Genomic DNA, 26,848 nt, shown 5'->3' with positions numbered 1-26,848 from the left:
CCTTCTTCGCAGCGGGCTTGGCGGCCGGCTTGGCAGCAGCCTTCTTCGCAGCGGGCTTGGCGGCCGGCTTGGCAGCAGCCTTCTTCGCAGCGGGCTTGGCGGCCGGCTTGGCAGCAGCCTTCTTCGCAGCGGGCTTGGCGGCCGGCTTGGCAGCAGCCTTCTTCGCGGCGGGCTTGGCGGCCGGCTTGGCAGCAGCCTTCTTTGCGGCGGGCTTGGCGGCCGGCTTGGCGGCGGCCTTCTTGGCCGGAGCGGCCTTCTTGGCCGGGGCGGCCTTCTTCGTTGCAGTTGCCATGGTTATCTCCTTGATCAAGGGAAGAACACCGTCCGCCTACAACCGTATTGCGGCGGTACGGTCATTCACTGCACGCCCGCCAGCACCCGGGTGCTGGCGCTTGCGCAATGAATTTCGAAGGCCGCTGGCACTCCAGGTTCTGCGCCTGAATGCCACCAGCGACCGTTGTTTGCATCACCAACCTCGTCGTCAGATCAACCCGGCCCCTGCCTCGGGCCCGCTCATCAATCCCAGCTCAGTGCCCCACCGCTCTGGTATTCGATGACCCGGGTTTCGAAGAAGTTGCGTTCCTTCTTCAGGTCGATCATTTCGCTCATCCAAGGGAAAGGGTTTTCCTCGTTCGGGAACAAGGGATCCAATCCAATCTGCACCGCACGGCGGTTGGCGATGTAGCGCAGGTAACCCTTGAACATCGCGGCATTCAATCCCAAGACACCACGGGGCATGGTGTCCTCGGCGTAGCGGTACTCCAGCTCCACGGCCTTCAAGAACAAGGCCTTGATTTCCGCCTTGAACTCGGCCGTCCAGAGATGGGGGTTTTCCATCTTCAACGCGTTGATCAGGTCGATGCCGAAATTGCAGTGCATCGATTCATCGCGCAGGATGTACTGGTACTGCTCGGCCGCGCCCGTCATCTTGTTTTGGCGACCCATCGCCAAAATCTGCGTGAACCCAACGTAGAAGAACAGGCCCTCCATCAAGCACGCGAAGACGATCAGGCTCTTGAGCAAGGTCTGGTCGGCCTGCGGCGTGCCCGTCTTGAAGGCGGGGTCCATGATCGCCTCGATGAAGGGGATCAGGAACTCGTCCTTGTCGCGGATCGAGGGCACCTCGTTGTAGGCGTTGAAGATTTCGCCCTCGTCCAGGCCCAGCGACTCCACGATGTACTGGTAGGCGTGGGTGTGGATCGCCTCTTCAAATGCCTGCCGCAGCAAAAACTGGCGGCATTCGGGCGCCGTGATGTGCCGGTAGGTGCCCAACACGATGTTGTTGGCGGCCAGCGAATCGGCGGTCACGAAGAAACCGAGGTTGCGCTTGATGATGCGGCGCTCGTCGTCCGTCAAACCGTTCGGATCTTTCCAGAGCGCGATGTCGCGGCTCATGTTCACTTCCTGCGGCATCCAATGGTTGGCGCAGGTGGCGAGGTACTTTTCCCAAGCCCACTTGTACTTGAAGGGCACCAATTGGTTGACGTCGGTCTTCGCATTGATGATGCGTTTGTCCGCGACGTTCACGCGGTGCGCCGTGTCGGAACCGTGGGAAGGGGTGACGCTGGCGCCGACCGGGGCATGGCCGGTCATCGAGCCCGAGGGCGGTGCAGCAAAAGGATTGCTGGTTTTGGCTTCGTCTTCCCAATGCAACATGGGCGTTCCTCTTCTTGCAAATTATCAAATCACTGTTCGCAAATCACCAAGCGATTTCTTGCGAACGTTCGTGACGCGTTTGGAATTCCGTTGCTCGATTGCATCGAAACCCTTGAACGTTTAAATACTCGAACGTTTAAACGTTCAATCTTTCGATCAAACCGACCCGAAACATCGAACCCAGAAGGCCTGCAGCAGGCCCTTGGCGGCCACGTCAGCACCGCAACTCGCCCGGCCACGAAGGCCGGGCGAACCCGAGCTCAAGGCGCTTATTGGCAGGCCTCGCAATCGGGGTTGTCGATGCTGCAGAACTTCATGTCCGTGGCGGGCAGCTCGGGCTCGGCGGCCATGGCCGGCGCCGCCACAGCAGCCAAGGGCGTGGCCGACACCGCGTTGAGCTGGCCGGCCTTCGACACGGTGCTCTTCTCGGCGTGGGTGGCGCCCACGGTGCGCAGGTAGTAGGTGGTTTTCAGACCGCGCGTCCACGCCAGCTTGTAGGTTTCGTCGAGCTTGCGGCCCGAGGCGCCGGCCATGTAGATGTTCAGGCTCTGCGCCTGGTCGATCCATTTCTGGCGACGGGCGCCGGCTTCGATCAGCCACACAGTTTCGATCTCGAAGGCGGTGGCGTAGAGGTTCTTCAGCTCTTCGGGCACGCGATCGATGCGGCGCAGCGAGCCGTCAAAGTGCTTGAGGTCCATGACCATGACCTCGTCCCACAGGCCGAGCTTCTTCAGGTCGCGCACCAGGTACTCGTTGACCACGGTGAACTCGCCCGACAGGTTCGACTTGACCGAGATGTTGCCGAAGCTCGGCTCGATCGAGGCGTCCACGCCAATGATGTTCGAGATGGTGGCGGTGGGGGCGATGGCCACGCAGTTGCTGTTGCGCATGCCGTGTTGGGCGATGCGTTCGCGCAGCGAGTCCCAGTTCAGGGTGGCACTGCGGTCGACGTCGACGTGACCACCGCGGGCTTCTTCCAACAGCTTCAGGGTGTCCAGCGGCAGGATGCCACGGTCCCACAGCGAACCCTTGTAGGTGCTGTAGCGACCGCGCTCTTCGGCCAATTCGGTGCTGGCCCAGTAGGCGTTGAAGCAGATCGCTTCCATCGAGCGATCGGCGAAGTCCACGGCCTCTTGGCTGGCGTAGGGGATGCGCAGTTGGTACAGCGCGTCCTGGAAGCCCATGATGCCCAGGCCGACCGGGCGGTGGCGCAGGTTGCTGTCGCGGGCCTTCTTGACGGCGTAGTAGTTGATGTCGATGACGTTGTCGAGCATGCGCATGGCCACGCGCACGGTGCGGCGCACCTTCTCGTGGTCGATCTGACCGTCCTTCAAGTGCTGGGCCAGGTTGACCGAGCCCAGGTTGCAGACGGCGATCTCGCTGTCGTTGGTGTTCAGCGTGATCTCGGTGCACAGGTTGCTGCTGTGCACCACGCCGGCGTGCTGCTGCGGGCTGCGCACGTTGCAGGCGTCCTTGAAAGTGATCCAAGGGTGGCCGGTTTCGAACAGCATCGTGAGCATCTTGCGCCACAGGTCGCGCGCAGCCACCTTCTTGTAGGGCTTGATCTCGCCGCGGGCAGCGCGCTCTTCATACGCCACGTAGGCCTTCTCGAAGTCGGCCCCGAACAGGTCGTGCAGGTCGGGCGTGGTGCTGGGGCTGAAGAGGCTCCAGTCCTTGCCTTCGATCACGCGCTTCATGAACAGGTCGGGAATCCAGTTCGCCGTGTTCATGTCGTGGGTGCGACGGCGGTCGTCGCCGGTGTTCTTGCGCAGCTCCAGGAACTCTTCGATGTCCAGGTGCCAAGTTTCCAAGTAGGCGCAGACGGCGCCCTTGCGCTTGCCGCCTTGGTTCACCGCCACGGCGGTGTCGTTCACCACCTTGAGGAAGGGCACGACGCCCTGGCTTTCGCCGTTGGTACCCTTGATGTGGCTGCCCAGCGCGCGCACCGGGGTCCAGTCGTTGCCCAAGCCGCCGGCGTACTTGCTCAGCAGCGCGTTTTCCTTGATGGCCTCGTAGATGCCGTCGAGGTCGTCGGCCACGGTGGTCAGGTAGCAGCTGGACAGCTGCGAACGCAGGGTGCCGCTGTTGAACAGCGTGGGCGTGCTGCTCATGAAGTCAAAGCTCGACAGGACTTCGTAGAACTCGATGGCGCGGGCTTCGCGGTCGATCTCGTTCAACGCCAGGCCCATGGCCACGCGCATGAAGAAGGCCTGCGGCATTTCGATGCGGGTCTTCTTGATGTGCAGGAAGTAGCGGTCGTACAGGGTCTGCAGGCCGAGGTAGTCGAAGGCCAAATCGCGCTCGCTCTTCAAAGCGGCGGCCAGCTTGGCCAGGTCGTACTGGGCCAGACGGGGGTCGAGCAGCTCGGCGTCGACGCCCTTCTTGATGAACTTCGGGAAGTACTCGAGGTAGGCGGCACCGGCCTCGGCTTGCGTGACTTCGCGGCCCAGGATCTCCTTGCGGATCGTGTGCATCAGCAAGCGGGCGGTGGCGCGGGTGTAACCCGGCTCCTTCTCGATCATCGTGCGCGCCGACAAGATGGCGGCCTTGTAGACCTCGTCCAGGGGCACGCCGTCGTACAGGTTGCGCTGGGTTTCGGCCAGGATCGGCTCGGGCCGGACTTCCGCGCCCAGGCCGGCGCACGCCGCCGCGATCACGCCCTGCAGCGCGGCCAGGTCCAGCGGACGGCGTTGGCCGTTGTCGGTGACGTAGAGCTCGGCGGCGGCCGGCGCCGCGACCGGCGCCTCGCCCTTGGCCGCGCGCTCGGCGCTGCGACGCTCGCGGTACAGCACGTAGGCGCGCGCGATCTCGTGGTGGCCCCCGCGCATCAGCGCCAGCTCCACGTTGTCTTGCACGTCTTCGATGTGGAAGGTGCCACCGCCCGGGCGCGAACGCAGCAGGGCGCGCACCACCGCCTCGGTCAGGCCGTCGACCGTCTCGCGCACGCTGGCCGACGCCGCACCTTGCGCCCCATGCACCGCCAAGAAGGCCTTCATCAGCGCCACCGCGATCTTGCTCGGCTCGAACGAAACCACCGCGCCGTTGCGGCGAATGATTTGGTAGGCCGTGTAGGCGCTGGGCGTGCTCGCCACGTCGGCGGCATGCGGAGCCAGGCGCGGGGCATCGGCGGTGCTGCTGTGGATGCTGTGCATGGAAATTCCTCGAAAAAGGGGCAACAACGGGCGCGCCATGGGCGACACCCGACGGAAAGAACGAAGGAGCGTTGAACGGGAGACGGCAGTCGGGCCCCAAACCACCTCAAGAGGGGCCCATGGCGGGCCGCCGGGGCGCCTGGCCAAGGGGTCCTGCCGGCGGCAGAACCCTTCGGCGGGCTGCTGCTCGTCGAGAGGGTGTCAGGATAGCACAGCCACTATATCTAGTGCCCCCAGCCCCCTCAACCACTATCCCTAGCGTGCTTGCCCGCTTGACAGCGGCCGAATTCATGGCCTGCCACACCACGCAAAACCGCCCGAAATCGCGCCAGCACGCGCGCCACGGCGCTTTTGGCCGGGCGAGCACGATTTCACGGGCCCGGCGAGCCCAATCTCCCCCGGCGGGCCCGGAAAATCAAGCCGTTGGCACATCCGGGAAGCGGGCGGGCGACCAACGGAGCTGGCGCCTCAAGCCCACCCAATCGAAGCCTGGGCCGGGGTCGCGCTTGCGATCGGGGGCGATGTGCTCGTGCCCGGTCACTGCCCGCAAAGGCAGCACCTGTCGCAAGGCCTTGAGCAATTGCGTCAACACCCCATACTGCCGCCGCTCGAAGGTCCGCCCCTCCAGGCCCTCGAGTTCAATGCCCACCGAGAAGTCGTTGCAGGCCGGCCGACCTTGGAACGTGGACACCCCGGCGTGCCAGGCCCGGCGGTGCACCGGCACGAACTGCACGCACTCCCCGTCGCGCCGAATGAAGAAGTGCGCCGACACCGTCAAGCCGGCCAGCGCCGCCAGTTGGGGATCCCGTGTGGTGTCCAGGCGGTTCAGGAACAGGTCCTCCACCTCGGGACCGCCGTAGCAGCCGGGCGGCAGGCTGATGGAGTGCAGCACCACCAGGTCCACGGCCAGGCCGGCAGGGCGCTCGCCCTGGTTGGGCGACGGGCTGCGCCGCGCTGGCCGCCACCACCCCTCGTCCCAAGCCACCGGGACCTTACGACGCGGCTCAGGCACCACCATCGCCTTCGGGGCCGCCGATGCCCAAGCGGGCCATCCGGTAGCGCATCTGCCGCAGGGACAGCCCCAGGCTGGCGCCCGCGGCCGTTCGGTTGTAGCGGTGCGCCGCCAGCGCCCGCTCGAGCACCACCCGCTCCACCCGGTCCAGGTAGGCGGCCAGGTCGTCGGGCAGCGGGCCTTCGGCCAAGGGCGTGGGCGCCGTCACGGGCTCGGCCTCGCGCTCGACGGGCAGGGCCAAACCCTGGGCGTCGGGCAGGTCGAGGTCCTCGGCCTCCAACAACTGCCCCCCACTCAGCGCCAAGGCGCGGTGCAGCACGTTCTCCAACTCCCGAACGTTGCCAGGGAAGGGGTAGGCCCGCAGCCGCTGCAGGGCCGAGGCACTCAAGCTGGGCGCGGGCACCACGCCAGCGTCGGCGGCGATGCGCTGCAGCAAGGCCTGGGCGATGTCGTCCAGGTCCTGCAGGCGCTCGCGCAACGGCGGCACACGGATCTGGATGACGTTGAGGCGGTAGAAAAGGTCCTGCCGGAAGCGACCGGCAGTCACTTCGGCCGCCAGGTCCTTGTGCGTGGCACTGACCAGGCGCAGGTTGACCGGGGTCTCGGCCACAGCACCGACCGGCCGCACGGCGCGCTCTTGGATGGCACGCAGCAGCTTGCTTTGCATGGCCAGGGGCAGGTCGCCGATTTCGTCCAAGAACAGCGTGCCGCCCTGCGCCGCTTGGAAGAAGCCCTCGCGGTCTTCCGCCGCACCGGTGAAGGCACCCTTGCGGTAGCCAAAGAACTCGGCCTCCAGCAGATGCTCGGGGATCGCCCCGCAGTTCACCGCCACGAAGGGCAGCCCGGCACGGGGTCCTTGGCCGTGGATGGCGCGGGCCACCAACTCCTTGCCCGTGCCACTTTCGCCTTGCAACAGCACGGGCGCCATGGAACGCGACACCTTGTCGATGAGCGCACGCACCTGGTGCATGACCTCGCTCTCGCCGGCCAGTCGCCCCAGGGCCTCGCTGCGCACCAGCGGCGCGCTGGCCGCCGCCTCGCGCCGGCTCCGTTGCGCATCCCGGCCCGTTGCGCTGGCCACCACGCTGCGGAACTGCCGCAGGTCCACGGGCTTGGTGAGGTAGTCGAAGGCCCCCGCCTTGAGGGCCTCGACGGCGTTCTCGGCCGAGCCGTGCGCAGTGATGACCACGACCCGTTCGGGCCGCTGCGCGCGTTCCAGCCAGGCCAGCACGTCCAGCCCCGAGCCGTCGGGCAAGCGCATGTCGCTGATCACCGCCGTGAAGCGCTCTTGCTCCAGCAAGGCCAGGGCCTCCGAAACCGTGCCCGCACTGACTAGGTTGTAGCCCTCGCGCAGCAAGGTCATCTCGTACAGCGTGCGCAGATCGGGCTCGTCGTCGATGACGAGCAGTCGGTCGGAAGGGGTGGTCGCCATGGTCAGTGCGATTCTGCGTTCAAGGCGGGCAGTCCCCGCAGCGTGACGACGAAGGCCACTGCTGGCGTGCCTTGCACCAGGCGTGCTTGGTAGTCGATCCGCGCACCGTAGCGTTCGCACAGCTCACGGCAAATCGTCAAGCCGAGCCCCGAGCCGCGGCTCCGGGACGAAAAGAAGGGCTCGAACATGTGCCGCTCGACCTCGGGCGACATCGGCGGCCCCGGGTTGACCACGGCCAAGCGGACCTGGCGTTCGTCCAACGTGTCGAGCGTCACCTGCAGCCACGCGGGCGGGGCATCCTGGGCGTGGCGCCAACCGTTGTCGAGCAGGTTGATCAGCACCCGGCGCAGGTGCTCGGCGTCGAACTGAACGGCGCCCACCGCCGGGTCCAGGGCAAGTGCCACGGTCTCGCCGGTCCCTTTGGGCTGCGTTCGCAGCCAGTCGTCGCACACCTCCTGCACCAAGGCCTTGGCGTCCAGGCGGGCCGACTCGACCGGCAAGGGCGCCGCGAGCAGGGCCACCTCGTCGACGATGCGCTGCAAGCGCTTGACGTTGCTGTCCACCATGGCGGCCAGGCGCTGCGCACCAACGTCCGCCTGCAAGTCTTCGGCCAGCAGCGCGTTGGCCTGGGAAATCGCCGACAGCGGGTTGCGAATCTCGTGGGCGATGCTGGCCGACATGCGGCCCATGGCCGCCAACTTTTCTTGCTGGGCACGGGCCACGAGCGTGGCCTGGTCTTCCATCAGCAGCAGACAGAGGTCTTCCGCCCCATCCGCCTCGGCGCTGCGGATGAAGCGCAGCCGCGTGCGCAATCGGCGCGACGGGGCCTCGGGCCAATGCAGCACCACATTGGCGCGCTCCAAGCCCTGCGGCCCCTGACGCCAAGCCCGGTCCACCGCGTCCTGCAATTCGGACCAAGCCGGCACGCCACGCAAGGGGAAGGTGACGGCCTCGACCGGCTGCCGGTCGCCCAAGAGCGCGCGCGCCGCCGGGTTGGCCGCGCGCACCAAGCCGTCGCGGTCCAGCACCAAGACGCCCTCGCGAAGCTCGTCGATGACCAATTGGTTCAAGGCCGACTGCTGCCGCGCGTACGCCCGGCTGCCTTGGGCCGCCCGTTGCTCGCCGGCCAAGCGTTCGGCCAATTCGGCCGCCAGCAAGGCCACGGCGAAGTAGCCCAAACCCGCCAAACCCGACCCGGTCCAACGCACCGACCAATCCGGCGCGGCCAAGCCCACCCAAACGGCCCCGCCCAGCAAGCCGAGCGAGGCCAAGGACGCCGCGGCCAAGGCCATGCGGCGCGGCGCCAGCACCCCGCTCATCAGCACCGGCAGGATGTAAAGGGCCGCGAAGGGCACCGAAGAGCTCGGGTCCAAAACCTGCAACAGGCTGAACACCACCACGTCCACGCCGATGTTGGCCCACCAACGCCAGCCGCGCAGCCCCGACAGGCTGGCGCGGTTGGTGCCGCGCAGGAACTGCGGCCACATCACCGGCAGCAGGGTCACCCCGGTGTACACCGCGCACAGCAGCAGCACCTCCCATTTGAGGTTGCTGACCATCGCCTGCACCAGGCCCTGCGAGCCCAGCAGCGCCAAGGCCAGCACCGCCCGCGCGCGAACGAACCCGCGCACCAAGCGCATGAAACCGTCGTTGGCGTCGGCCCGGCGCGGCCGCAGGAACAAGAGCCGCGTCAGCAGGGGCGCGCTCACGGTCACGGAGTGCCGGACTCGTGCGCGGCGCGATGTTCGGCGCTGCAGAACGCCCCGCCCCGCCCCGGCCAAGACTGGCTCTGTGGCACGTGCACCCCGCAATGCGGACAGCGCATCATGGGCTCGCGCCCTTCAGGCGTCGGTGGCGGCGCCGCGGGTGGCGCGTCGCGCCTGGCCCCGCGCCGGCCCCACCAGGCAAGCACCAACAACAGCACCAGCAGCAACAACACCACACGCAGCAAGCGACCCCCTCAGACCGTCCGGCCCAGCAGCACCTGGAGCACGAAGCGCGACCCCGCGTAAGACAGCAACAGCAGCGCGCTGCCCACGTACAACCAGCGGGCCGCTTGGCGACCCCGCCATCCCAGGCGCCAGCGGCCCAGCCACAGGCCGGCCAGCACCGACCAGGAGAGCACCGCGAACACCGTCTTGTGGTCCCACTGCCACTTCGCACTGAACCCGGCGCCCAGCACCAAGGCCGCCCCCAGGACCAGCACACTGGCGGCCACGAACTGGAAGGTCAGGCGCTCCAAGCGCAGCAGGGGCAGACCCGGCGACGCCGCCGTGGCGGCGTCGCGCAGGTGTCGCTCCGCCCGCTGCATCAACCAGGCGTGCAAGACCGCCGTGCCCACCAAGCCGTACGAGGCCAGGCCCAACGCCCAGTGGACCGGCGCCCAGGGCGAACTGGCGTGGTGGGCCTGACCGGGCAGGGCCCAGGCCAAGGCCACGCCAAGGCCAGCGGCCAACGCCATGGGGCGCCGCAAGGCCGCCAACGGCAGCCAGCGCCCCTCCAGCATCGCCACGGTCAAGACCAACCAAACCGTCAGCGACAGCGCGGGCCCGACGCCGAAGCGCGCGCCGGGCGCACTGGCCCCCACCCCCCCGATGTCAACGACCAAGGCCGCTGCCTGCCAAGCCCAGCCGGCCCACAGCCAGGGCATGCCCTGCGGGTTCCGACCGCGCCACGCCGCGGCGGCGTAGGCCAAAAGGGCCACTGCGCTGCAAAGGGTGAGGATCAAGGTGGGGTGACGACGGCGCGCTCACTAAAATCGATCGATCTAGTTTACGGGTGCCCTCCTGGGAAGGCGGGCGCCGACACCCCCGATGGCTTCCACCCTTGCCGATCGCCTGAGCCGGCTGGTCAAGACGATGCGCGGCCAAGCGCGCATCACCGAGGACAACGTCCAGGAGATGCTGCGCGAAGTGCGCATGGCACTGCTCGAGGCCGACGTCGCCTTGCCCGTGGTGCGGGATTTCATCCAGCGCGTCAAGGACAAGGCCTTGGGCCAGGAGGTGGTGGGCTCGCTCACGCCGGGCCAGGCTCTCGTGGGCCTGGTGCACAAGGAACTCGCCGCGACGATGGGCGAAGGCGTGGCCGACCTCAACCTGGCCACGCAGCCACCGGCGGTCATCCTGATGGCTGGTTTGCAAGGGGCCGGCAAGACCACCACGACGGCCAAGCTGGCCAAGCACCTCATCGAGAAGCGCAAGAAGAAGGTGCTGACCGTGTCGGGCGACGTCTACCGCCCCGCGGCCATCGAGCAGCTCAAAACGGTCACGGCCCAGGCCGGCGCGGAGTGGTTCCCGTCCACGCCCGACCAGAAGCCGCTGGACATCGCCCGCGCCGCCATCGACCACGCCCGCCGTCACTACTTCGACGTGCTTCTGGTCGACACCGCCGGCCGCCTGGCCATCGACGAGGTGCTGATGGCCGAGATCCAGGCCCTGCACGCGGAGTTGAAGCCCGTCGAGACCCTGTTCGTTGTCGACGCCATGCAAGGCCAGGACGCGATCAACACGGCCAAGGCTTTCAAGGCGGCCCTGCCCCTCACGGGCGTGGTGCTGACCAAGCTGGACGGCGACTCGCGCGGCGGCGCGGCCTTGTCCGTGCGGGCCATCACCGGCGTGCCGATCAAGTTCGCTGGCGTGAGCGAAAAGATCGACGGCCTGGAAGCCTTCGACGGCGAACGCCACGCCGGCCGGGTGCTGGGCATGGGCGACATCGTGGCCCTCGTCGAGGAGGTCACGAAGAGCGTCGACCTGGATTCCGCCAAGCAACTGGCCGACAAGCTCAAGGCGGGCGATGCCTTCACGCTCGACGACTTCTTGATGCAGTTGTCCCAGATGCAGAAGATGGGCGGCCTGTCGAGCTTGATGGACAAGCTGCCCGCCCAACTGGCGGCCAAAGCCGGCGCCGACCAGATGGACCGCGCCGAGCGCGACATGCGGCGCATGCGCGGCATCATCCACTCGATGACCCCCCTGGAGCGCCGCAAGCCCGAGCTCATCAAGGCCACGCGCAAGAAGCGCATCGCCGGGGGCGCTGGGGTCCACGTTCAAGAAGTGAACCGGCTCCTGAACCAGTTCGAGCAGATGCGCGACATGATGAAGAAGATGCGCGGCGGCGGGCTGATGAAGATGATGAAGCGCATGGGCGGCATGAAGGGCGGGCTGCCGGGCTTCTGACGGACACGAGCGCTCACGCTCGCTTACGTCGCGCGACGCGGCACCGGCGCAGACTGCGCGGATGCCGCCCTTCAGCCCCACCGCCCCCGCGTTCGACACGCCTTTCGCCCACTGGTGGCGCCACACCCCCTGGGTCCGTTGGTGGCAGCAGCGGCGCGACCCCAACGCCGAGGCCCGCCTGTTCCCCGAGCACCGGGCCCACCGGGCCGAAGACACGGTGGCCGCCTGGCCCCCGGAGGTCACCCGGGTGCTCGGACGCACCGAGCGCACCGTCCACACCGCGCTGGTGGCGGCCCTGCCCGAACACTGGGTGTGGCCGCAGGTGCCCCTGTCGCGGCTGGTGCGCGTGCCGGCGCGCCGGTCTTACACCGAGTGGATGGCGCGCATCGGCTACCTGAGCGCCGATTTCGCCGTTTGCGACCTCGCCAGCCGCGTCGTGGCCGTGGTGTTGATGCCCCCGGAGGGGTTGAGCGCACGCGCGCTGCGTCGCCGGGATCGCCTGTGCCGCGTCGTTCAGGCCGCGGGCGTGCCAGTCATCGAGTGGGACGTCGAACGCTTCACCAGCACCGCCACGGTGCGGGCTGCCATCAACTCAGCAAGGCCTGCGCAAACTCTCTTGCGTTGAAGGTCTGCAGGTCCTCGAGCTTCTCGCCCACGCCGATGAAGTAAACCGGCACGGGGCGCTCGCGCGCGATCGCCGCCAGCACGCCGCCCTTGGCCGTGCCGTCCAGCTTGGTCACCACCAAGCCGGTGAGCTTGAGCGCGTCGTCGAAGGCGCGGACCTGGGCCAAGGCGTTTTGACCGGTGTTGCCGTCCACCACCAGCAGCACCTCGTGGGGTGCGTCGGCCTGGGCTTTGGCGATCACGCGCTGGATCTTCTTCAGCTCTTCCATCAGGTGCAACTGCGTGGGCAGGCGGCCCGCCGTGTCGGCGATCACCACGTCGACGCCCCGCGCCTTGCCCGCGTTCACCGCATCGAAGCTCACCGCGGCGGGATCGGCCCCCTGCTGGCTGACGAAGTCCACCGAGCCCTTGGCCGCGCCGTCGGCCCGGTGAGCCCAAACGGCCAGTTGCTCGCGGGCGGCGGCACGGAAGGTGTCGGCCGCTGCCAGCAGCACCTTTTGGTCGGCGTCCAACAGGTGCCGGGTCAGCTTGCCGATGCTGGTCGTCTTGCCCGCCCCGTTCACGCCCACCACCATCATGACGGTGGGCAGGTGCCGGCCGACTTCCAGGCCCCGCTCGAGCGGCTTGAGCAACTCCGCCAGCACGTCGGTGAGCAGGCCCTTGACGGCCTGCGGGTCGGTCACCCGCGCCTCACGCACGCGCCGCTTCAACTCGTCCAGCAGGAACTGGGTCGCCTTGACCCCGGTGTCCGCCATCAGCAAGGCCTCTTCGAGTTCCTCGTACAGGGCCTCGTCGATGCTCGTGCGGCTGAACACGCCAGCCAAGCTCAAGCCCGTCTTCTTCAAGCCCTCGCGCAAGCGCGCGATCCACCCCATGCGGGGCGCCGGCGCCGGCTCGGGGGCCACAGCGGCCTGCACGGGTGGCGCTGCGACCTCGGTCGGGATTGCGGCAGCGGGCGTTGGGACTTCCCGATTGGGCATCAGGGCGGCGGCTGCCGTCTCGGCGGCCGCCGCCGGCGCGGGCGTTGCAGCGGCGGGCCCATGCGCAGACCCACTCGGCAGGGCTTCGGCGGGAGCGGAAGGCGGGAGGCCGGGCACGTCGGCGAAGGCGACGGCGGTGAACACCGTGCTCGACGCATCGTCGGCCTCGGTCTTCTTCTTGAAAAAACTGAACATGGAGAGGGCTTGATGCCGCCGTTGGATGTGGCTATACTAGCGGGCTCTTGGCGCTTTAGCTCAGCCGGTTAGAGCGACGGAATCATAATCCGCAGGTCCGGGGTTCGAATCCCTGAAGCGCCACCAAAATCCCCAAAGCCCCGTTGGCCCACGCCCTCGGGGCTTTGTTCCTTGTGCCGAATCGGCACCGATTGCAGCCCCTGGATGAACCCCATGATTCGCTGTGCCTTGATCGCCGCCCTTGCCTTCGCAGGAGCGGCCCACGCCCAAACCCACCGCCCCTTTCCGGCCGACGCCCTGCGCGGCGACCTGCAAGTGCAGGTGGCGCCGTCCGTGCTACTGAACGGCAAACCCGCCCGCCTGGCGCCGGGCAGCCGCATCCGCAACGAGAACAACCTGCTGGTGACGCCGGGCGAAATGACGGCGCAGGGCAAGCGCGTGGTGCATTACACGCAGGAGTCCGACGGCCTGATCAAGGACGTTTGGGTGCTGAACGCCGCCGAAACGGCCAACAAGCGCTGGCCCAAAACGCGCGCCGAAGCCGCCGCTTGGCGCTTCGATGCCGCCACCCAAACTTGGATCAAGCCATGAGCGCGCCGGTGACGACGGGCAAGAAGGTCTACATCAAGACCTTCGGTTGCCAGATGAACGAGTACGACTCGGACAAGATGGCCGACGTGATGCGCCAGGCCGAGGGCTACGAGAAGACCAACGACCCTGAGCAGGCCGACCTGATCCTGTTCAACACCTGCTCGGTGCGCGAAAAGGCGCAAGAGAAGGTCTTCAGCGACCTCGGCCGGGTCAAGCACCTCAAGGCCAAGGGCGTGAAGATCGGCGTGGGCGGCTGCGTGGCCAGCCAAGAAGGCGCGGCCATCATCGAGCGCGCGCCCTACGTCGACGTGGTCTTCGGCCCGCAGACCCTGCACCGCCTGCCGCAGTTGCTGTCGCAACGCAGCGCCCAGGCCCAACCGCAGGTCGACATCTCCTTCCCCGAGATCGAGAAGTTCGACCACCTGCCGCCCGCCAAGGTGGAAGGGCGCAGCGCCTTCGTGTCCATCATGGAAGGCTGCAGCAAGTACTGCAGCTACTGCGTGGTGCCCTACACCCGCGGCGAAGAGGTGAGCCGCCCCTTCGACGACGTGCTGACCGAGATCGCCGGCCTGGCCGACCAGGGCGTGCTCGAAGTGACGTTGCTGGGCCAAAACGTGAATGCCTACCGCGGCGCGATGGGCAACACGGGCGAGATCGCCGACTTCGCCTTGCTGCTGGAGTACGTGGGCGAAATCCCCGGCATCCAGCGCATTCGCTACACCACCAGCCACCCCAACGAGTTCAGCCAGCGCCTGGTCGACGCCTACGCCAAGGTGCCGCAGTTGGTGAACCACCTGCACCTGCCGGTGCAGCACGGCTCCGACCGCATCCTGGCCGCCATGAAGCGCGGCTACAGCGCCATCCAGTTCAAGAGCACGGTGCGCAAGCTGCGCGCCATCCGGCCCGACATCCGCATCGCCTCCGACTTCATCGTGGGCTTCCCCGGTGAAACCGACGAGGACCACGCCAAGACCATGAAGCTGGTCGAAGACGTGGGCTTCGACGCCTCCTTCAGCTTCATCTTCAGCCCGCGCCCGGGCACGCCGGCGGCCAACCTGCCGGACGACACGCCCTACGAGGTCAAGGTGGCCCGCCTGCAGCAGTTGCAAGCCGCCATCGAGGCCCACGCCTGGGACATCAGCCGCACCCTGGTGGGTTCGACGCAGAAGGTCCTGGTCACCGGCCACGCCCGCAAGGACGCAACCGAGCTGATGGGCCGCACCGAGTGCAACCGCATCGTGAACTTCCCGGGTCATGAGCGGCTGATGAACCAGTTGATCGACGTCACCATCACCGACGCCTACCCGCACAGCCTGCGCGGGGCGGTGCCGCTGGTGGAGACCACGAGCGCCTGAGCGCCGTCGGGCGCCTACGATCCCGCGCATGCGTCTTGCCGACCTCATGGGCCCGTTGTTGGCCTTCATCGCCCGCGTCATCACCGGCGCGCAAGGCCACTGGAAGGGCTGCCCGCCGTCGAACGAGCAGCGGATTTACATCGCCAACCACCAGAGCCACTTCGACCTGGTGCTGATCTGGGCCGCCTTGCCGGCCGAGTTGCGCCCCCGCACGCGGGCGATCGCGGCGCGCGACTACTGGACCAAGAGCAAGTTCAAGCAGTGGCTGACGACCGACGTGTTCAACACGGTGTACGTCAGCCGCACGCGGGCCAACCCCGACGAGGACCCCTTGGAGCCCTTGGTCGACGCGCTCAACAACGGCGACTCGTTGCTGATCTTTCCGGAAGGCACGCGCTCGGCCAAGGGCGAGCCCCTGCCCTTCAAGAGCGGCATCTACCACCTGGCCGAGCAGTTCCCGCACGTGCAGATCGTGCCGACCTGGATCGACAACGTGCAGCGGGTGATGCCCAAGGGCGAGGTGGTGCCCGTCCCCATCTTGTGCACGGTCACCTTCGGCACGCCCACCCGCGTGCTGGAGGGCGAAGACAAGAAGGCGTTCTTGGAACGCACCCGCGCTGAAATGATGGCGCTCAAGCCGGGCGGGTGGCGCGCATGATCGACACCATCGTTTCCATGTTCCGCCAGCTCAAGGCGCAGGACGCGGCCACCCACGTGGCCCTGCTGTTCGCGATCTTGTTCGGCCTGCTGCTGGTGGTGACCATCGGCGGCTTGCTCTACCGGCTGAAGCACCCATCCGAAGCCTTGCAGGTCGACCCGCGCAGCGCGCGGGCGCAGTTCAAGCGCGACCTCAACGCCTCCTGGGTGGGCGCGGTGCTGTTTTGGCTGGCTTGGATCAGCGGCCCCGTCGGGGCCACCTTGTTGTGCGGGCTGTTTTCGTTCTTCTGCCTGCGCGAGTTCATCACCCTTCAGCACACCACGCGCAGCGACCACCGGGCGCTGATCGCGGCCTTCTTCTTCGTGCTGCCCGCGCAGTACGTGATCGTTGCCCTGCGGCGCTTCGACCTGTTCACGGTGTTCATCCCGGTCTACGCCTTCCTGGCCATCCCGGTGATCAGCGCCTTGGCCGACGACCCGCGCCGCTTCCTGGAACGCAACGCCAAGATCCAGTGGGGGATCATGGTCTGCGTTTACGGCCTCTCGCACGGTCCGGCGCTGCTGCTGCTGGACTTCCCGCGCTACCAAGGGCGGGGCGCCTTCCTGCTGTTCTTCTTGGTGATGGTCGTTTCGGTCGCGCAGGTGATGCAAGAAGTGGCCAGCCGCACCTTGCGGCGTCGGCCGGTGGCGCGCCGCATCAGCCGCTCGTTCAGCAAGCGGGTGTGGTGGATCGGCTCCCTGTCGGGCGCCATGACCGGCACCCTGCTGTACTGGATGACCCCGTTCAAGGTCGGACAGGCCTTCGTGCTGGCCTTCATCGCGGCCGGCGCGGGCACCCTGGGCGCCTTGGTCATGAAGGCGCTCAAGCGCGAGGCCGGCGTGCACTACTGGGGCAACCGCAGCGCCATCACCGGCGCCATCGGCCTGCTGGACCGCACGGCCGCGCTGTGCTTTGCCGCGCCGATCTTCTTCCACTCGGTGCGCTGGTACTTCCAACTCTGATGGCCGCCCCCGGCTTGCAACGCATCCTGGGCATCGACCCGGGCTTGCAGACGACCGGCTTTGGGGTGATTGACGCCGACGGCCCGCGCCTGGCCTACGTGGCCAGTGGCACCATCAAAACCACCGGCGCCGGCATCCCCGTGGGCGATTTGCCGGGGCGCATCAAGATCCTGTTCGAAGGCGTGCGCGAGGTGGTTCAGACCTACCGCCCAGCGTGCGCGGCGGTCGAGATCGTCTTCGTCAACGTCAACCCGCAAAGCACGCTCTTGCTGGGCCAAGCGCGTGGCGCGGCGCTGGCGGCGCTCACCAGCGAGGGCCTGGCCGTCAGCGAGTACACCGCGCTGCAGATGAAGAAGGCCGTCGTCGGCCACGGCCTGGCCAAAAAGGAGCAGGTTCAGGCCATGGTGCAGCGCCTGCTGCAGCTGCCTGGGGTGCCCGGCAAGGACGCGGCCGACGCGCTGGGGCTGGCCATCATGCACGCGCACGCCAGCGTCAGCTTCGCGGCCATGGCCAGCAAGGGCAGCCTGCTGCGGCGCCAGCACGCGCAGTTCAAGGGCGGCCGGACCTACTGATGCCGGCCACCTTGGGGGCGCTGCTGCGCCAATTCATCGGGCAGCACCGGCGCGCCTACGCGGCGGCGGCACTGATGCTGTTCGCCATCGCCTTGTTGCAGGTGTGGATCCCACGGCACGTGGGCGGCATGGTCGACCGCCTGGTGGCCGGCGGCCTGCGGGGCGACGCGCTGTGGGCGCCGCTGGGCGGATTGCTCGCCGCGGGGCTGGCCGTGTACGGCCTGCGGGTGGGCTGGCGCTTGGTGCTGTTCGGCGCGTCGTTCAAGCTGGGCCAGCAGCTGCGCGTGCAACTGTTCGAGCACCTGGGGCGACAGGCGCCGGCTTACTTTCAAGTGCAGCGGGGCGGCGACCTGATGGCCTTGGCCACCAACGACGTGGACGCGGTGGAGCAGGCCTCGGGCGAGGCCATGCTGGCGGGCTTCGACGGCACGATGACCTTCGTGCTGGTGCTGCTGACCATGGTCGTGGGGATCGACTGGCGCTTGGGCCTGGTGGCCCTGCTGCCCTTTCCCTTCATGGCCTGGGCCTTCTGGGCGATTTCGGAACGGGTGCACCAAGCCTGGGCGCAGTCATTGGACCATTTTTCGGGCATGAGCCGCCAAGCCCAGCAAAGCCTGACGAACTTGCGCACCGTGCGGGCCATGGGCCTGGCCGGCCAAGAAGCGGCGGCCTTCGGCCGCTGGGCCGAGGCCTCGGTGCAGGCCAGCTTCCGGGCCCAGCGCTGGGAAGCCGCGTACGAACCGGCCGTGGGCCTGTCGCTGACCACGGCCACGGTGCTGGCCTTGGGCATGGGCGGTTACCTCGTGGCCCAGGGCGAGTTGAGCGTGGGTCAACTTACCGCCTTCACGATGCTGCTCGGCCACCTCATCTGGCCGATGTTCGCCGCGGGCTGGGTGCTCTCCTTGCTGGAGCGTGGCCGCGCCGCGTGGACGCGCCTGGCCCCGGTGCTGCAGGCGCCCGACACCCTGGTAGACAGCGGCGATCGTGGCCCGGTCGAGCGCGCCCGGCTGCGCGTGTCCGAGCTGCACCTGGGCTACGGCCCCGACGCCCCCGAGGTGCTGCACGGGGTCACTTTGGCGCTCGACCCGGGGCGCGTGCTGGCCGTGGTGGGCCCCACCGGCGCAGGGAAGACCACGCTGCTGCGCGGCCTGCTGCGCCAATGGGCGCCGCGCCAAGGGGCCATCGAGCTCGACGGCGCGCCGCTGGCCGCCTGGCGTCGCGAGGCGCTCAGCGCTGCCATCGCCTGGGTGCCGCAGGAGCCCTTCTTGTTCAGCGCCTCGGTGCGGGACAACATCGCCCTGGCCCGACCCGAAGCGCGGGACGAAGAGGTCGAGGCCGCCGCCCGCCTGGCGGCCTTGCACGAGGACGTGCTGCGCCTGCCCCAGGGCTACGCCACAGTGGTGGGCGAGAAGGGCGTCTCGCTGAGCGGCGGCCAGCGCCAGCGCGTGGCCATCGCCCGCGCGCTGCTCAGCCACGCGCCCTTGCTGCTCTTGGACGATGCGCTATCGGCCGTGGACACCGGCACCGAGTCACAAATCTTGGGCGCCTTGCGGCAGCTTCGCCAGGACCGCCCGGCCTGCGCGCTGCTGGTGGTCACCCACCGGCTGAGTGCGGCCATGGAGGCCGACGAGATCGTCGTGTTGCGCGAGGGCCGCGTGAGCGAGCGTGGGACGCACGCCGAGCTGCTGGCCCTGAACGGCTGGTACGCCACGCAATGGCGCTACCAGCAGCTGGAGGCCTCCCTGGCATGACGCCCTCGAACGCCCGCGACACCGCCCAGTCCAGCGCCGGCGACGCCACGCGCCTGCTGTGGCGCATGGCCTCGCCCGAGCGCCGCACGGTGCTGGTGGGCATCGCCTGGCTGGTGCTGGCCGCGGCGCTCGAGGCCGTGGGGCCCCTGCTGGGCAAGCATTACATCGACCATTACCTGTTGCCCGGCCGCTTTGACGATGTCGCTGGCATGGCGGGGCTGCTGGCCGCGCTGCTGGGGGCGGGCATCACCGCCAGCGTGGTGCGCTATGCGCAACTCACGCGCATGGCGGGCGTGGCGCGCAACGCCGTGCGGCGCCTGCGCGAGCAGGTGTACGCGCACGTGCTCGCGCTGCCCATGCGCTTTTTCGACACGCAAATCACGGGGGCCCTGGTCAGTCGCGTGACCAACGACACCGAGAGCGTGAACCAGCTCTACCGCCAGGTGCTGTACGTGATGCTGGACTCGGGCATCGTGGTGCTCGGCGCACTGGCGGCCATGGCCTACCTGGATTGGCGCCTGATGCTCATCGTGGCCTTGCTGGCGCCGGCCATGGTCGGCATCGTGTGGCTGTACCAACGCCTGTCGGCACCGGCCGTGGCGCAGGCCCGCGCCCTGAAGAGCGACATCAACGCGCAATTGGCCGAGAACCTGGCTGGCATGGCGGTGCTCCAGGCCAGCGGGGCCCTGCCCCGCTTCGGCCGGCGCTTTGCCGGCCACAACGCCCAGCACTACGCGGCGCGCATGCAAGAGCTCAGTGCCAACGCCTGGCTGCTGCGCCCGGCCCTGGACCTGCTCAACGTGCTGTTGATGGTGGCCTTGATCTACGGCTTCGCACGCCGCGAGCTCTCGGGCGTGGAGGTCGGCCTGCTGTACGCCTTCCTGGCCTACCTGGCCCGCGTGGTGGAGCCCCTGATCCAGATCACCATGCAGTTCGGCCAGTTGCAGCAAAGCCTGGTGGCGGCCGCCCGCGTGGGGGTCCTGCTGCAAGAGCCGGCCGAAGCACCGCCGCAAGGGCCCGCGCGCATCGAAGCCGGGGCCTTGCACCTCGACGGCCTGCGCGCCGGCTACGGCGACGGGCCCGACGTGTTGCACCCCTTCGACGTGCGCATCCCGGCGGGGAGCCTCGTGGGTTTGGTGGGCCACACGGGCAGCGGCAAAAGCACCTTGCTGAGCCTGCTGCTGCGCTTTTACCCGCCGCGCGCCGGGCAGGTCTGGGTGGACGGCCAGCCGCTGGCCGATTTGGACGAGGCCGCGCTGCGCCGCGACTTGGCCTTGGTGCCGCAAGAGCCCCAGCTCATGCCGGCCAGCGCCCGCGACAACCTGCGCATGGGGCGCATGGACCTGAGCGACGCCGACCTGGAAGCCGCCGCGCAAGCCGCCCGCCTGCACGACACCTTGGTGGCCCTGCCCCAGGGCTACGACACGCTCTTGGGCGAAGGCGGCGTGCAACTCAGCACCGGTCAGAAGCAGCTGCTGGCCATGGCCCGCGCGCTGGCCGGACGGCCCAAGGTGCTGCTCTTGGACGAGGCCACGGCCAACATCGACAGCGCGACCGAGGCCCGCTTGGGCGAAGCCCTGGCGCAGCTGCGCGGCCGGGTCACCGTGATCGCCGTGGCCCACCGCCTGTCCACGGTTTGCGATGCCGACCGCATCTTGGTGCTGCACCACGGCCGCTTGGTCGAGCAAGGCACCCACGCCGAGCTGATGGCGGTGGACGGCGGCGTCTACCAACGCCTCGTGCAGTTGCAGCAGTTGGAGGACTGACATGCCCGCGTTGCAGTACCTGACCTTCTCGGCCGACGACGACGGTGGCGACCGCGGCTGCTGGGAGGCCATGGCCAGCACGCAGCGCGACCTTGGGGCCGCCGTGCACGCCGAAGTGGCGCAGGTGATGCGCTGGGCCGAGCGCCATGCGCCCGGCCCCCAGGGCCCCGAGGAAGACGGCGGCGTGTGGGACGCCCACACCGACACCCAGGACGAAGGCGATTGGGTGACCGTGACCCTGACGCTCACCGGCCCACTGGCCTGGGGCGAGCGCCTGCTGGCGCACTTCCAACCCGACGACTGAGCGCCGGGCGGCCTCAGCCGCCAAGCAGGCGTTCGGCGATGAGCACGGCGAAGAAGCCGAAGGCCGCGGCCAGGGTCCACATCAGCAGCTTGACGGCCAGGCGCTGCCAGCGTGGGTCGCGCTTGACCCAGGCGGTGACGAGCAGGCCCAGCGCCGTGAGCAGCAGCAGGCCGAAGACGAGGCGAAAACCCAGCATCACGGGCGGCTCACCAGGCCGGGGCCAGTTCGGCGAAACCCGCCGGAGCGTCCCGGGCGTCGTCGAAGCTGACGATCTCGTAATTGGCCTCGTCCTTGAGCAGCTCGCGCAGCAGCAAGTTGTTCAAGGCGTGCCCGCCCTTGAAGCTGGTGTAAGCCGCCAGCAGCGGGTGGCCGGCCACCTGCATGTCGCCGATGGCGTCGAGGATCTTGTGCTTCACGAACTCGTCGTCGTAACGCAGGCCCTCGGCATTGAGGATCTTGTAGTCGTCGACCACGATCGCGTTGTCCATGTTGCCGCCCAGCGTGAGACCGCGCGAGCGCATCAGTTCGATGTCGGCCGTCATGCCGAAGGTGCGGGCGCGGGCGATTTCCTTCTTGTAGAGCCCGGAGCCCATGTCGAAGGTCGTGCGCTGCCCCGTGGCGGCCACGGCCGGGTTGTCGAACTCGATTTCGAAAGTGAGGGTGTAGCCGTGGTGCGGCTCCAGCTTGGCCCACATGAGGCCCTTGCCTTCGCCGCGGCGCACCTCCACGGGCTTCTTGACCTTCAAGAAGCGCTTGGGGGCGTCCTGCAACGCGATCCCGGCCGACTGCAGCAGGAACACGAAGCTGGCGGCCGAACCGTCCAGGATGGGCACCTCGTCGGCGCTGATGTCGATGACGAGGTTGTCCAGCCCCAGGCCGGCGCAGGCGCTGAGCAGGTGCTCGATGGTCTGCACCTTGGGCGCCCCGGGATCGCCGCCGGGGCTGATGGTCGTGGCCATGCGCGTGTCGCAGACGCTCAAGGGCGTCACGGGGATGTCAACGGGCTGGGCCAGGTCGGTGCGGCGGAATACCAGGCCGGTGTTGACGGGGGCCGGCCGCAGCACGAGCTCGACCCGGCGACCGCTGTGGATGCCCACGCCGACGGCGCGGGTCAGGGATTGAAGGGTTCGTTGGGCAACCATGGACTGGATTGTCGGAGCCTGGAAGCAAAAAGGCCCGTGCAAGGGCACGGGCCTTTTCTATCGGCGTGATGAATGCCGTGAGGCCTCAGTCGGCTTGACGGCGCAAGAAAGCCGGGATCTCGATGTCGTCCACGCCCGAGGCGGCCAGCGCGTCCACCTTTTGGGCGGCGCGACCAAAGCGCCACACGCTGGGCATGTTGCGCTGGTCGAAGTCGCCGCCCGCGCCAGCGCCTTGGCCCATCATGGGGTGCGGGGCCAGGCCCTGCGTGGCGCTGCCTTGCACGGCCCCGGGCGACACGGCCTGGGTCAGCACCGGCAGGTTGTCGGTGCCGGTGCGGCGGGTTTCGACCAGCACCGGCGCTTGGCGCTGGGCCTGGCCGGCCAAGCCGGTGGCGATGACGGTCACGCGCAGGGCGTCGCCCAGGCTTTCGTCGTAGGCGGTGCCGTAGATGACGTGGGCGTCTTCGTGCGCCAGGCGCTTGATGGCGCTCATGGCGGCGCGCGATTCGGCCAGCTTGAAGGTGCTGCGCGACGCGGCGATCAGCACCAGCACGCCGCGCGCACCGGTGAGGTTGATGCCTTCCAGCAGCGGGCAGGCCATGGCCTGCTCGGCGGCCTTGGCGGCGCGGTCGGGGCCGGTGGCCTGGGCGGTGCCCATCAAGGCCTTGCCCGGCTCTTGCATGACCGTGCGCACGTCTTGGAAGTCGAGGTTGACCAAGCCCGGGCGGTTGATGACGTCGGAGATGCCGCCGACGGCGTTCTTCAGCACGTCGTTGCAGAAGGCGAAGGCGCTGTCTTGCGTGGCGTCGTCGCCCAGCACGTCCAAGAGCTTGTCGTTCAGCACGACGATCAGCGAGTCGACGTTGGCCTCGAGTTCGGCCAGGCCGGCTTCGGCGATCTTGGTGCGGCGGGTGCCTTCGAAGTCGAAGGGCTTGGTGACGACGCCCACCGTCAGGATGCCCATGTCTTTCGCGACCTTGGCGATGACCGGCGCAGCGCCGGTGCCGGTGCCGCCGCCCATACCGGCGGTGATGAAGAGCATGTCGGTGCCCTCCAGGGTGTCGCGGATGCGCACTTCGGCCTCTTCGGCGGCGGTCTTGCCGACTTCGGGCTTGGCGCCCGCGCCCAGGCCCGAGGCACCGAGCTGGATCACCTGGTCGGCGCGGGATTGGGACAGCGCCTGGGCGTCGGTATTGGCGGCGATGAATTCCACGCCGTGGGCGCGTTGGTCGATCATGTGCTCGACGGCGTTGCCGCCGCCCCCGCCCACGCCGATGACCTTGATGCGAGCGCCCTGGTTGAATTCCTCGATCATTTCAATGGCCATACCAAACCTCCGTAATCCTGCAATTGTGCCTCGCGGCGATTCATAAATAAAGAGTGTCGGTCCCTGTTTTTAGGGGATCGGACCCAGAAAGTGCGTCAGAACGTGCCAGCGAACCAATCCTTGAAGCGCTGCATCATGTTTTTCATGGACCCGGGCGGCTGCACTTTCATACCCCGGACGCGGGCCAGGCGGGCCTCTTCGAGCAAACCCATGACGGTGGCGCTGCGCGGGTTGGCGACCATGTCGAACAAGGGGCCGCTGTAGGTGGGATTCCCGCGCCGAACGGGTTTGAGGAAGATGTCTTCGGCGAGTTCGATCATTCCCGGCATCACAGCCGAGCCGCCCGACAAAACGATGCCGGAACTGAGCAATTCCTCGTAGCCCGATTCCCGAATGACTTGGTGAACGAGGGAAAAGATTTCCTCGACACGGGGTTCAATAACCCCGGCAAGTGCTTGTTTGGAAAGCAATCTCGGGGCCCGATCGCCCAGACCCGGGACCTCGACGTTGTCGGCCGGATCGGCCAGCATTTGCTTGGCCACGCCGTGCTCGATCTTGATCTCTTCGGCGTCCTTCGTCGGCGTGCGCAGCGCCATCGCGATGTCAGAGGTGATCAAGTCGCCGGCGATGGGGATGACCGCCGTGTGCCGGATCGAGCCGCCGGTGAAGATGGCCACGTCGGTCGTGCCGGCCCCGATGTCGACCAGAGCCACGCCCAACTCGCGCTCGTCGGCGGTCAAGGCGGCCAAACTGCTGGCGGAGGGATTCAGCACCAGCTGCTCCACCTCCAAACCGCAGCGCCGCACGCACTTGACGATGTTTTCCGCCGCGCTTTGCGCCCCGGTCACGATATGCACCTTGACCTCGAGCCGCCCGCCGCTCATGCCAATGGGTTCTTTGACCTCGTGGTTGTCGATCACAAACTCTTGCGGTTCCACCAGCAAGAGCCGTTGGTCGTTGGGAATGTTGATGGCTTTGGCGGTTTCCACGACCCGGGCCACATCGACCTGGGTGACCTCTTTGTCACGGACGATGACCATGCCCGTCGAGTTCTGCCCCCGAATATGGCTGCCGGTGATCCCCGTGAAAACCCTGGAAATCTTGCAGTCGGCCATCATTTCGGCCTCTTTCAAGGCCTGCTGGATGGATTGGACGGTGGCGTCGATGTTCACGACCACCCCGCGTTTCAAACCCTGGGTCGGGGCCAAACCCAAACCCGCCAATCGCAAATCGCCGCCGGGCATGACTTCGCCGACGACGACCATGATCTTGGCCGTGCCAATATCCAGGCCGACCACCAGGTCCTTGTATTCCTTGGCCATCAGGGTTTCCTCTTGGGGATGGGTTTGTTCGCCGGTTTGGCGGGGGTTTGTTGGGTGCCGATGCCGACCAGGCGCAGCGCATAACCGTCGGGGTGGCGAAGGTCGGCCGACTGCACTTGGGTGTTGAAGCGCCGGGCCACCGCCAGGGCGTGGGGCAGGAACTGGCGGTAGCGCTCGAGCAGTTCGTCGGGGGTGCCCCGTCCCAGCTCGATCGTGGCGCCGCTGGACCAGGTGGCGCGCCAGGAGCCGCGACCGCTCAGCTCGAGCCGGGTCAGCGCCAGGCGATCGTCTTGGCCGGACAGGCCTCCAAGGGTTTGCCACAGGCGCAAGACCTGGGCCTCGCTGCCGTTGGGGCCGGCCAGTTGCGGCAGGTCCTCGTCCTCGACCTCGCCGAGGTTGGCGTGAAACACCTCGCCATGGCTGTTGAGCAGCGCACGCTCCAAGGGCGGCTCGCCCCAGTCGCCCCGGCCGTCCCAGGTGGCCACGGCGCGGTGCTCCTCCAGGGTCACCTTCAACTGCGCCGGCCACACGCGCCTGATCTCGGCGCGGCGCACCCAGGGCACGGCCTCGAACGCGGCCCGGGTCTTGGCCAGGTCGGTCGTCAGGAAATTGCCCCGCACGTGGGGCAAGGCGTTGGCGCGCAAGGTGGCCAGGCTGTTGCGCGTCACGTCCCCCTGCACCACGATCTGCCGCCACTGCAAGGCCGGGCGCTTGGCCACCCACAGGACCGCGAGCAGCACGGCCAGCACGACCGCCACGGCGAACAAGGCCCGCGCACCCCACTGCATCCAGCGGAGATCGCTGGGCAGTTCGGGCGGGGCGCGGAGGGCGTCGGCGACGGACATGGTCGGGGTTCAGGCCTTGCGGTCCAGGCGCGCCTGGGCCAAGAGCCACAGGCACAGGTGCGGGTAGTCGATGCCCACCTGCTGCGCCGCCTTGGGCACCAGCGAGTGCGAGGTCATGCCGGGGCTGGTGTTCATTTCCAGCAGGAAGGGGCGCTGGTCGCTTTGGCGCAGCATGATGTCGGCGCGGCCCCAGCCGCGGCAGCCCAGCAGGCGGTAGGCCTGCAGCACCAGGCGCTGCACCTCGGCCTCGAGCGCCGCGGGCAAGCTGCCGAACAGGTACTGGGTGGTGTCGGTCTCGTACTTGTTGGCGAAGTCGTAGTTGCCGTCCTCGGCGCGGATCTCGATCACCGGCAGGGCCACGGCGTTGGCGCCCTCGCCCAGCACGGCGCAGGTCAGCTCGGGGCCTTCGATGCACTGCTCGAACAGCAGCTCGTCGTCGTAACCCAGGGCCAAGGTCACCGCGTCTTGCATCTGCGAGTAGCCCTTGGCCTTGGTGATGCCGATGCTGCTGCCCTCGTGCGGCGGCTTGACGACCACGGGCAGGCCCAGCTCGTCGGGGATGGTGCGCACGCGCTCGCGGGTCAGCGCCTCGCGGGACAGGCTCAGGTAGGCGGGCGTGGGGATGTCGGCCGTGGACCACAGGCGCTTGGTGGTGGTCTTGTCCATGGCGATGGCCGAGGCCATGACGCCCGAGCCGGTGTAGGGCACGCCCAGCAGTTCCAGCGCCCCTTGCAGCGAGCCGTCTTCGCCGCCGCGGCCGTGCAGGGCCACGAAGGCGCGGTCGAAGCCCTCGTCCTTCAACGCGTGCAGCGGGCGTTCGGCCGGGTCGAAGGCCTGGGCGTTGACGCCCACCGACTGCAGCGCGGCCAACACGCCGCTGCCGCTCATCAGGCTCACCGGGCGCTCGGCGCTGCTGCCGCCCATCAAGACGGCGACCTTGCCCAGCGCGCGCGGGTCGATGTTCAGGTTGACGGGTGGGGTGCTCATC

Annotated in this window: 25 protein-coding genes and 1 tRNA gene; 11 read left to right on the top strand and 15 right to left on the bottom strand. The window is 68.0% G+C overall.

The features are described 5' to 3' along the window. The 8 genes from EOD73_RS17650 to EOD73_RS10705 form a co-directional block, all read right to left on the bottom strand. Nucleotides 1-292, bottom strand: a 292-nt coding sequence (locus EOD73_RS17650; RefSeq protein ID WP_205702447.1) for a hypothetical protein, incomplete at its 3' end; no start/stop codon positions are given. A gap of 224 nt (nt 293-516) precedes the next feature. After that, nucleotides 517-1,656, bottom strand: coding sequence for a ribonucleotide-diphosphate reductase subunit beta (locus tag EOD73_RS10730; RefSeq protein WP_127682970.1), 1,140 nt, complete (start codon nt 1,654-1,656; stop codon nt 517-519). Nucleotides 1,657-1,925: 269 nt separating this feature from the next. After that, nucleotides 1,926-4,808, bottom strand: a complete 2,883-nt coding sequence (locus tag EOD73_RS10725; RefSeq protein WP_127682969.1) for a ribonucleoside-diphosphate reductase subunit alpha — start codon at nt 4,806-4,808, stop codon at nt 1,926-1,928. Between the two features lie 415 nt (nt 4,809-5,223). Further along, on the bottom strand, nt 5,224-5,826 hold the full coding sequence (gene ampD, locus EOD73_RS10720; RefSeq protein WP_127682968.1) for a 1,6-anhydro-N-acetylmuramyl-L-alanine amidase AmpD: 603 nt from the start codon (nt 5,824-5,826) through the stop codon (nt 5,224-5,226). Then, the gene (locus tag EOD73_RS10715; protein WP_127682967.1) at nt 5,813-7,252 is read right to left on the bottom strand and encodes a sigma-54-dependent transcriptional regulator; all 1,440 of its coding nucleotides are present in this window, start codon (nt 7,250-7,252) and stop codon (nt 5,813-5,815) included. The genes ampD and EOD73_RS10715 overlap by 14 nt, the downstream gene beginning before the upstream one ends. A 2-nt stretch (nt 7,253-7,254) precedes the next feature. Further along, the gene (locus EOD73_RS10710; protein WP_127682966.1) at nt 7,255-8,961 is read right to left on the bottom strand and encodes a sensor histidine kinase; all 1,707 of its coding nucleotides are present in this window, start codon (nt 8,959-8,961) and stop codon (nt 7,255-7,257) included. 2 nt (nt 8,962-8,963) lie between these two features. Then, complete coding sequence (locus EOD73_RS18015; protein ID WP_375137440.1) at nt 8,964-9,191, bottom strand: PP0621 family protein; 228 nt, start codon at nt 9,189-9,191, stop codon at nt 8,964-8,966. Between the two features lie 21 nt (nt 9,192-9,212). Further along, on the bottom strand, nt 9,213-9,980 hold the full coding sequence (locus EOD73_RS10705; protein ID WP_240660673.1) for a cytochrome C assembly family protein: 768 nt from the start codon (nt 9,978-9,980) through the stop codon (nt 9,213-9,215). Between the two features lie 85 nt (nt 9,981-10,065). On the opposite strand from EOD73_RS10705, the gene ffh reads away from it, so the two are divergent. After that, nucleotides 10,066-11,427, top strand: coding sequence for a signal recognition particle protein (gene ffh / locus EOD73_RS10700; protein WP_127682965.1), 1,362 nt, complete (start codon nt 10,066-10,068; stop codon nt 11,425-11,427). Between the two features lie 61 nt (nt 11,428-11,488). Next, a complete protein-coding gene (locus tag EOD73_RS10695) occupies nt 11,489-12,052 on the top strand; it encodes a DUF2726 domain-containing protein (RefSeq protein WP_127682964.1) in 564 nt (187 codons plus the stop codon). Here the strand turns inward: EOD73_RS10695 and ftsY are convergent. Continuing rightward, complete coding sequence (gene ftsY / locus EOD73_RS10690) at nt 12,015-13,226, bottom strand: signal recognition particle-docking protein FtsY (RefSeq protein ID WP_127682963.1); 1,212 nt, start codon at nt 13,224-13,226, stop codon at nt 12,015-12,017. The two genes, EOD73_RS10695 and ftsY, sit on opposite strands and share 38 nt — an antisense overlap. Nucleotides 13,227-13,275: 49 nt before the next feature. On the opposite strand from ftsY, the gene EOD73_RS10685 reads away from it, so the two are divergent. The 9 genes from EOD73_RS10685 (at nt 13,276) to EOD73_RS10645 (ending at nt 21,224) form a co-directional block, all read left to right on the top strand. Further along, nucleotides 13,276-13,352: transfer RNA gene (locus EOD73_RS10685), tRNA-Met, on the top strand. Nucleotides 13,353-13,439: 87 nt separating this feature from the next. Further along, nucleotides 13,440-13,817, top strand: a complete 378-nt coding sequence (locus EOD73_RS10680; protein WP_127682962.1) for a hypothetical protein — start codon at nt 13,440-13,442, stop codon at nt 13,815-13,817. Continuing rightward, complete coding sequence (miaB, locus tag EOD73_RS10675; protein WP_127682961.1) at nt 13,814-15,172, top strand: tRNA (N6-isopentenyl adenosine(37)-C2)-methylthiotransferase MiaB; 1,359 nt, start codon at nt 13,814-13,816, stop codon at nt 15,170-15,172. Before EOD73_RS10680 ends, miaB begins: the two co-directional genes overlap by 4 nt. Nucleotides 15,173-15,200: 28 nt before the next feature. Beyond that, entirely contained in the window at nt 15,201-15,830 is a 630-nt protein-coding gene (locus tag EOD73_RS10670; RefSeq protein WP_127682960.1) for a lysophospholipid acyltransferase family protein, read from the top strand. Then, the gene (locus EOD73_RS10665; protein ID WP_240660672.1) at nt 15,827-16,831 is read left to right on the top strand and encodes a phosphatidate cytidylyltransferase; all 1,005 of its coding nucleotides are present in this window, start codon (nt 15,827-15,829) and stop codon (nt 16,829-16,831) included. The genes EOD73_RS10670 and EOD73_RS10665 overlap by 4 nt, the downstream gene beginning before the upstream one ends. Further along, nucleotides 16,831-17,403, top strand: a complete 573-nt coding sequence (ruvC, locus tag EOD73_RS10660) for a crossover junction endodeoxyribonuclease RuvC (RefSeq protein WP_127682959.1) — start codon at nt 16,831-16,833, stop codon at nt 17,401-17,403. Before EOD73_RS10665 ends, ruvC begins: the two co-directional genes overlap by 1 nt. Beyond that, nucleotides 17,403-19,154 (top strand): ABC transporter ATP-binding protein, encoded by a 1,752-nt coding sequence (locus tag EOD73_RS10655; protein WP_127682958.1) that lies wholly within the window; start codon nt 17,403-17,405, stop codon nt 19,152-19,154. Before ruvC ends, EOD73_RS10655 begins: the two co-directional genes overlap by 1 nt. Further along, nucleotides 19,151-20,920: an ABC transporter ATP-binding protein gene (locus tag EOD73_RS10650; protein ID WP_127682957.1), complete on the top strand. Its 1,770-nt coding sequence runs from the start codon at nt 19,151-19,153 to the stop codon at nt 20,918-20,920. The genes EOD73_RS10655 and EOD73_RS10650 overlap by 4 nt, the downstream gene beginning before the upstream one ends. A 1-nt stretch (nt 20,921) precedes the next feature. Continuing rightward, nucleotides 20,922-21,224: a hypothetical protein gene (locus EOD73_RS10645; protein WP_127682956.1), complete on the top strand. Its 303-nt coding sequence runs from the start codon at nt 20,922-20,924 to the stop codon at nt 21,222-21,224. A gap of 13 nt (nt 21,225-21,237) precedes the next feature. Here the strand turns inward: EOD73_RS10645 and EOD73_RS10640 are convergent, their stop codons facing one another. The 6 genes from EOD73_RS10640 to EOD73_RS10615 all read right to left on the bottom strand — a co-directional run bounded on the left by EOD73_RS10640 (nt 21,238) and on the right by EOD73_RS10615 (nt 26,847). Continuing rightward, nucleotides 21,238-21,420 (bottom strand): hypothetical protein, encoded by a 183-nt coding sequence (locus EOD73_RS10640; protein WP_127682955.1) that lies wholly within the window; start codon nt 21,418-21,420, stop codon nt 21,238-21,240. Nucleotides 21,421-21,430: 10 nt separating this feature from the next. Further along, nucleotides 21,431-22,366: a UDP-3-O-acyl-N-acetylglucosamine deacetylase gene (lpxC, locus tag EOD73_RS10635; RefSeq protein ID WP_127682954.1), complete on the bottom strand. Its 936-nt coding sequence runs from the start codon at nt 22,364-22,366 to the stop codon at nt 21,431-21,433. A gap of 85 nt (nt 22,367-22,451) precedes the next feature. Beyond that, on the bottom strand, nt 22,452-23,693 hold the full coding sequence (gene ftsZ, locus EOD73_RS10630) for a cell division protein FtsZ (RefSeq protein ID WP_127682953.1): 1,242 nt from the start codon (nt 23,691-23,693) through the stop codon (nt 22,452-22,454). A 95-nt stretch (nt 23,694-23,788) separates the two neighbouring features. Continuing rightward, on the bottom strand, nt 23,789-25,015 hold the full coding sequence (ftsA, locus tag EOD73_RS10625) for a cell division protein FtsA (RefSeq protein WP_127682952.1): 1,227 nt from the start codon (nt 25,013-25,015) through the stop codon (nt 23,789-23,791). Continuing rightward, the gene (locus tag EOD73_RS10620; protein WP_127682951.1) at nt 25,015-25,860 is read right to left on the bottom strand and encodes a cell division protein FtsQ/DivIB; all 846 of its coding nucleotides are present in this window, start codon (nt 25,858-25,860) and stop codon (nt 25,015-25,017) included. The genes ftsA and EOD73_RS10620 overlap by 1 nt, the downstream gene beginning before the upstream one ends. 9 nt (nt 25,861-25,869) lie before the next feature. Next, a complete protein-coding gene (locus tag EOD73_RS10615) occupies nt 25,870-26,847 on the bottom strand; it encodes a D-alanine--D-alanine ligase (protein WP_127682950.1) in 978 nt (325 codons plus the stop codon). Nucleotide 26,848 lies beyond the last annotated feature (1 nt).

This window comes from Inhella crocodyli, from assembly GCF_004004565.1.
Classification (GTDB): Bacteria; Pseudomonadota; Gammaproteobacteria; order Burkholderiales; family Burkholderiaceae_C; genus Inhella; species Inhella crocodyli.
This window is presented reverse-complemented; position numbering and strand designations above follow the sequence as displayed.